Below are 5,449 nucleotides of genomic sequence, written 5' to 3' on the forward strand. Positions count from 1 at the left end.
CTGTGGGCCAATCTGCATCTGCTGTTCTGGCTGTCGCTTATCTCGTTCGTGACGGGATGGATGGGGGAGAATCACTTCGCGCCGGCACCGACTGCCCTCTACGGTGTGGTTTTGCTGATGGCCTCCATTGCCTACTGGATCCTGCAGGGCAGGATTATCGCCTATCAGGGTGAAGGGTCGCTTTTGAAGGTGGCTGTGGGAAACGACATTAAAGGAAAAATATCGCCTATCCTGTATGCCGTCGCGATTCCTTCCGCTTTTCTGAGTCAATGGATTGCGGGTGGACTGTACGTGTTGGTGGCCTTGATGTGGCTCATTCCGGATCAGCGTATAGAGCGGGTCATTGATTTGGGGCGGCAGAAATAACAAAGAATATGCGGGTGGCTATGGGTAATTGAAACGACATATCGATAAGGGGGAGGGGAAACATGCTGGCTGAACAAAAAAGGAATACGAACATCGGCGTGGGTGTCGGTATCGTCTTGCAGGTCTTTGGGCGATATCTGCAAATGCAGGGAAGCGGGATGTCGGCGCTCGGTTCGCTGATGTTGCTGATGGGAATCGGGGTCTTCCTTTGGGGCTGCTGGAACTATGCACAGGGCAAGGGTTACCACGGTGCCTGGGGCTTGCTGGGGCTGTTCTCGCTGCTTGGCCTCATTATTCTGGCGGTGTTGCCCGACCGGCATAAAACGGCCTGATAATCAGGTGGTATAGAACGCCGTTTTTTTATCTCGCTATATCAGCTCCGTTTGGCGCGCAGGGCGACATCCAGTGCCTTGCGTGCCCACAGCTGTAATGCGTCATTGTCTTCCATGATGTCGGCCGGTAGCGGGTAGTAGCGCATGGTTTCGGTGCGGCCGTTTTTGCTGGTGTAGCGAAACGGTTCCATACCGTATTCCAAATAGTCGGGAAGATTGGTTTCGTCGGTTTTCAGGAAGAGTTCGTCGTCGACGATGATGGCGAAAAACAGGTCGTCGCAATATACACCCGCCCCACCGAACATGCGTCGGGTCCGAATCGTGCCGAGCCCCTCGAACAATTCTCTGACGTATTCGATGTAATCGTTGCTGACGGGCATGGTTTGGCCGGTTATTCGGGCTTGTGACAGACGGCCTCGATATTGTGACCGTCCGGGTCGATGACGAAGGCGGCGTAATAGTTGGGATGATAATGCTCCCGAATGCCGGGCGGCCCGTTGTCCTTGGCCCCGGCTGTCAGAGCGGCCTCGTAGAATTTTCTCACGGCCTGCCGGTTGTCGGCGGCGAAGGCGATGTGCATGGGCGATTGCGCAACATCACCTTCGCCGAACCAGAATTCCGGCTTGCCCGCTTTGCCGAACCCCGACCAGCCTTCGAATTCCATTACCGGGCCGATCCCCAGCGGCGCCAGGGCCTGGGTATAGAACCGTTTGCTCTTTTCCGCGTTACGGACCGCGAGTCCGAGATGGTCGATGATCATGGTTGGTCTGCCTTTGCCGCTTTGCGTGCATTCAAGGAGCTTAGTACAGGAGACCTTCAGACGGTTTTGCGGTGTCCATCCGGCTGCCAGGCGGGCGCGATGACGTCCGGCGCGGGTGAGCGGTTGAGCAGGGAAGCGGGTGCAACGGAGAAGTCGCCATAACGGCCGTTGATCCGGTCGCGCAGGAAGTTGATCTGCTGTTGCGGCGATTCACCCTCGCTGAACAGATCGCCCTGGTAATCGCGCGGGACGGGATCCAGGGCGGTGACCTGGACCTGATGGACGCCCTGGCCGTGCCATTCCTCGCGCAGCAGGGTGCGGCACAGACGGATGATCTGCGCGCCGTCGTCGGTGGGGGCTGCCGTGCGGTACCTGCCACCCAGCCACCCGATCCGCGTCTTGAGGCCGATGAAGAACAGGCTGGCCTGCATGTCGTGGCGGCGCAGGCGCGAGGCGACCTTTTCCGCCATGTGCTGCAAATAGGTGGACAGTTTCTGCGGGTCACGCGTATCGGGCGGCATGACCTTGCCGTGACCCATCGACTTGGGCGGCTCCACTTCCAGCCGTACGGGGGCGGGATCCAGCCCCTGGGCCATGAGCCAGATGCGCCGGCCGAGATTGCCGAAGTGATCCGCCAGCACGCTGATGGGCAGGCGCTGCATGTCGCCGCAGGTCTGCACGCCGTGTTCCGCCAGGAAACGCCCGATGCCGCCGGCGATGCCGCTCAGCGCGGTGACGGGTTCGCCGGCGAGCCGTGCAGCGGCTTCCCAGGGGGGCACCACGAGCAGGCCGTCCGGCTTGTTCTGCTGGGCGGCCCATTTGGCGGTGGTCTTGTCGCCGCTGACGCCTACCGAGCATTTCAGCCCGGAGACGGCTTGCACGCGCTCCTTGACCATGCGGGCGATGTGTTCGGGCGTGCCGTGCAGGCGCTGGCAGTGGGTGATGTCCAGAAAGGCCTCGTCTACCGAAAACACCTCCATGTCGGGCGTGATGTCGCGCAATGCCTCCATGATGGCGGTGGAGACCGCGGCGTAATGCCGCGGGCGCGAGGGGATGCGGATCAGTTCGGGACAGAGGCGGCGCGCCTCCTTCAGGCGCATGCCGGTGTGAATGCCGTATTTCCGGGCCTCGTAGGAGCAGGTGATGATGCAGGTGCCTTGTTCGCCGTTGGTGATGGCGACCGGCTCGCCCTGCAGGTCCGGATTGTCGCGCTGCTCCAGCGAGGCGAAAAAGGCGTCCATGTCCATCAGGAGGATGGCGCGCGGCCAGAGTGCGGGTCTGTTCATGGCGTTCACCGGTAGCTGCGCAACTGGGCGACGAGGATGCCCTGGATGCGCACACGTTCGGCGTCATAGCGCAGGGCGGTCATCTGGCTGTTTTCGGGGATGAGCAGCACCTCGCCGTTGCGGCATTGGCGCAGGCGTTTCAGGGTGGCTTCCTCGTCGTCAATCAGGGCGGCGACGATATCCCCGTCGTCGGCGCTTTCCGCCCGCCGCATCACCACGTAATCGCCGTCCAGGATGCCGGCCTCGACCATGGAGTCGCCGCGCACCTGCAATACGTAGCGGTCGGGACCCAGCAGCATGCCGGCGAAGTCGATCTCGTCCTGGCCGGGAATGGCCTCGATGGGATGCCCGGCGGCAATGCGTCCGGCAAGGGGGAGGGCGAGCGGATTCTGGTGTTCCTCCGCGAGGCGTACGCCGCGCCAGCCGGGGCTGCGTTCCAGGTGGCCGGCCTCGACCAGTGCATTGACGTGGTAATGGGCCGTGCTGCGTGAGGCCAGCCCCACGGCTCGGCCGATTTCGCCAAGCGTGGGCGCGCGGCCGTGCAGGGCCTGATAGTCGCGGAGGTATTGCAGGATCTCGGCTTGCTTGGGATGCATGGCCCACCTCAAACGTTCGATAAAAGTTCTATGTATGAAAATAGAACATTTATGGAACGTTTGGCAAGCACGAAATGTTCTGGCCCGGATTCAGGCTCTGGTAGAGTGCCGGGGATATGAAAACTCTGCATAAGGGCATTGTGATGGCACTGCTGGCGGCCGCCTTGTTCGGGGTGAGCACGCCGGCCGCCAAGTTGCTGCTGGGGCAGGTGCCGCCGTTGGCCCTGGCCGGTTTGCTTTATCTGGGCTCGGGGCTCGGCCTGTCCGTCTGGTTGTTGGCCCGGCTGCTGATCGGCAAAGAGCAGATGCAGCGTGAAGCCCCGCTGACTCGCCAGGACGCGCCCTGGCTGGCCGGCGCCATCCTGTTTGGCGGGGCGGTCGCACCGGTGCTGTTGATGACGGGGCTCGCGATGATTCCGGCGGCCAATGCGGCCCTGTTGCTCAATCTGGAAGGGGTGTTCACCGCCGTAATGGCGTGGTTCGTATTTCACGAGAATTTCGACCGCCGTCTGGTGACCGGCATGGCCCTGATCACCGTGGCGGGCGGGTTACTGGCGTGGAACGGCCCGCAGGCCGACTGGCCTGTGCTGGGGGCGCTGGCGGTCGTGGCCGCCTGTGCCGGGTGGGCCATCGACAACAACCTGACCCGGAAGGTGTCGGGCGGGGACCCGGTGCAGATCACGGCGCTCAAGGGCGGTATCGCCGGCAGTATCAACCTCGCCCTGGCCGTTTATACGGGCTGGTCGCCTGCCGCATGGAGCAGCCTGTTGCTGGTGGGTATCGTCGGGTTGTTTGGCTACGGCATCAGTCTGGTGTTGTTCGTGCGGGCCTTGCGCGAGATCGGCGCCGCGCGCACGGCGGCTTATTTTTCATCCGCGCCGTTCATCGGAGCGGTGGTCGCCATGCTGGTGTTCGGCGCTGTACCGGGCGTGGTGTTCTGGGTTGCCGCGCTCCTGATGGCGATCGGCGTGTGGCTGCATATCAGCGAGCATCACGAACATACGCATACCCACGAGGCTTTGGCGCACGAACATGCCCACCTGCACGATGCGCATCATCAACACGAACACGATTTCCCCTGGGACGGGCACGAGCCGCACACCCATTTCCATGTCCACGAACCGCTGATCCACTGCCACCCGCATTATCCCGACCTGCATCACCGGCACCGGCATTAGGAGGCCCGATTTTTGGCGGGCGCGCGTTATGATGCGTTTCGGAAAACACACGGAGGTTTTGCATGTCCCTCGCGATTTATACCGCTGATGCTTTCACCGACCGGCCGTTCGCCGGTAACCCGGCCGCGGTCTGCCTACTGGAACAGGCACGCGATGCGGACTGGATGCAGCGGGTGGCGACCGAAATGAATCTTTCGGAAACGGCGTTTCTCGTACCGCGTGGAGACAACGCATGGGATCTGCGCTGGTTTACGCCCAAGACGGAAGTGGACCTGTGCGGGCATGCCACCCTGGCGTCCGCGCATGTGCTGTGGAATGAATCCGGGGTATCGGCGCCCGAACTCGTTTTCCACACCCGCAGCGGCGCCTTGAAAGCGGTTCGCAGGGATGACGCGATACAGCTCGACTTCCCCAGCGATCCACCCGTGCAGGCCGACATGCCGCGGGGGCTGGAGCAGGCGCTGGGTGTCACGCCGGTGGATGTCCTGCGCGGCCGCGACGATCTACTGGTCGTGCTGCCGGATGCGGCAGCGGTGCGCGGCCTGACGCCGGATATGGCCGGGCTCGCGGTACTGCCGGTGCGGGGCGTTATCGTTACCGCAGTCAGTGACCAGCCGGGATGGGATTTCGTGTCGCGGTTTTTTGCTCCGGGCGTCGGCGTCCCGGAAGACCCGGTGACAGGCTCGGCGCATTGCCGCCTGGCGCCGTACTGGGCCGAAAAGACCGGGAAAACCGAACTGGTCGGCTATCAGGCGTCGGCCCGCGGCGGCGTGGTGGGCATGCGGCTGGCGGGGGCGCGGGTGTACCTGCGCGGCCAGGCCGTGACGACGCTGGCCGGCCGGCTGCTGGCCTGACCTTCACTCCAGCGCATAGACCACGACCCGGTCGCGACCCTGCGTCTTGGCAAGATAAACCGCCTGGTCGGCGGCAT

8 protein-coding genes are annotated in these 5,449 nt (G+C 62.9%); 4 read left to right on the top strand and 4 right to left on the bottom strand.

What is annotated here, in order from left to right:
- On the top strand, window positions 1-366 hold a 366-nt coding region (locus P8Y64_13335; GenBank protein MEJ2061447.1), incomplete at its 5' end, for a hypothetical protein.
- A 62-nt stretch (window positions 367-428) separates the two neighbouring features.
- Window positions 429-698 carry a hypothetical protein gene (locus tag P8Y64_13340; protein ID MEJ2061448.1) on the top strand — a complete coding sequence of 90 codons (270 nt, stop codon included), beginning with the start codon at window positions 429-431 and terminating at the stop codon, window positions 696-698.
- Between the two features lie 41 nt (window positions 699-739).
- Here the strand turns inward: P8Y64_13340 and P8Y64_13345 are convergent, their stop codons facing one another.
- The 4 genes from P8Y64_13345 to lexA are packed head-to-tail and all read right to left on the bottom strand — an operon-like array spanning window position 740 to window position 3,340.
- Window positions 740-1,078: a TfoX/Sxy family protein gene (locus tag P8Y64_13345; GenBank protein MEJ2061449.1), complete on the bottom strand. Its 339-nt coding sequence runs from the start codon at window positions 1,076-1,078 to the stop codon at window positions 740-742.
- Between the two features lie 11 nt (window positions 1,079-1,089).
- Window positions 1,090-1,455, bottom strand: coding sequence for a VOC family protein (locus P8Y64_13350; GenBank protein MEJ2061450.1), 366 nt, complete (start codon window positions 1,453-1,455; stop codon window positions 1,090-1,092).
- Between the two features lie 59 nt (window positions 1,456-1,514).
- Window positions 1,515-2,744 (bottom strand): DNA polymerase IV, encoded by a 1,230-nt coding sequence (locus P8Y64_13355; protein MEJ2061451.1) that lies wholly within the window; start codon window positions 2,742-2,744, stop codon window positions 1,515-1,517.
- 5 nt (window positions 2,745-2,749) lie between these two features.
- Window positions 2,750-3,340 carry a transcriptional repressor LexA gene (lexA, locus tag P8Y64_13360; GenBank protein MEJ2061452.1) on the bottom strand — a complete coding sequence of 197 codons (591 nt, stop codon included), beginning with the start codon at window positions 3,338-3,340 and terminating at the stop codon, window positions 2,750-2,752.
- A 116-nt stretch (window positions 3,341-3,456) separates the two neighbouring features.
- Here lexA and P8Y64_13365 point away from each other — a divergent pair, with 116 nt between their 5' ends.
- Window positions 3,457-4,518, top strand: a complete 1,062-nt coding sequence (locus P8Y64_13365; GenBank protein ID MEJ2061453.1) for an EamA family transporter — start codon at window positions 3,457-3,459, stop codon at window positions 4,516-4,518.
- Between the two features lie 62 nt (window positions 4,519-4,580).
- On the top strand, window positions 4,581-5,372 hold the full coding sequence (locus P8Y64_13370) for a PhzF family phenazine biosynthesis protein (protein ID MEJ2061454.1): 792 nt from the start codon (window positions 4,581-4,583) through the stop codon (window positions 5,370-5,372).
- Window positions 5,373-5,449: the final 77 nt, after the last annotated feature.

The organism is Gammaproteobacteria bacterium, assembly GCA_037388465.1.
Classification (GTDB): domain Bacteria; phylum Pseudomonadota; class Gammaproteobacteria; order SpSt-1174; family SpSt-1174; genus JARRKE01.

Bases quoted from the DNA above. Each gene is read 5' to 3' on its own strand.
- P8Y64_13355 (MEJ2061451.1), bottom strand. From the start codon at position 2,744: ATGAACAGACCCGCACTCTGGCCGCGCGCCATCCTCCTGATGGACATG.
- P8Y64_13340 (MEJ2061448.1), top strand. From the start codon at position 429: ATGCTGGCTGAACAAAAAAGGAATACGAACATCGGCGTGGGTGTCGGT.
- P8Y64_13370 (MEJ2061454.1), top strand. From the start codon at position 4,581: ATGTCCCTCGCGATTTATACCGCTGATGCTTTCACCGACCGGCCGTTC.
- lexA (MEJ2061452.1), bottom strand. From the start codon at position 3,340: ATGCATCCCAAGCAAGCCGAGATCCTGCAATACCTCCGCGACTATCAG.
- P8Y64_13345 (MEJ2061449.1), bottom strand. From the start codon at position 1,078: ATGCCCGTCAGCAACGATTACATCGAATACGTCAGAGAATTGTTCGAG.
- P8Y64_13365 (MEJ2061453.1), top strand. From the start codon at position 3,457: ATGAAAACTCTGCATAAGGGCATTGTGATGGCACTGCTGGCGGCCGCC.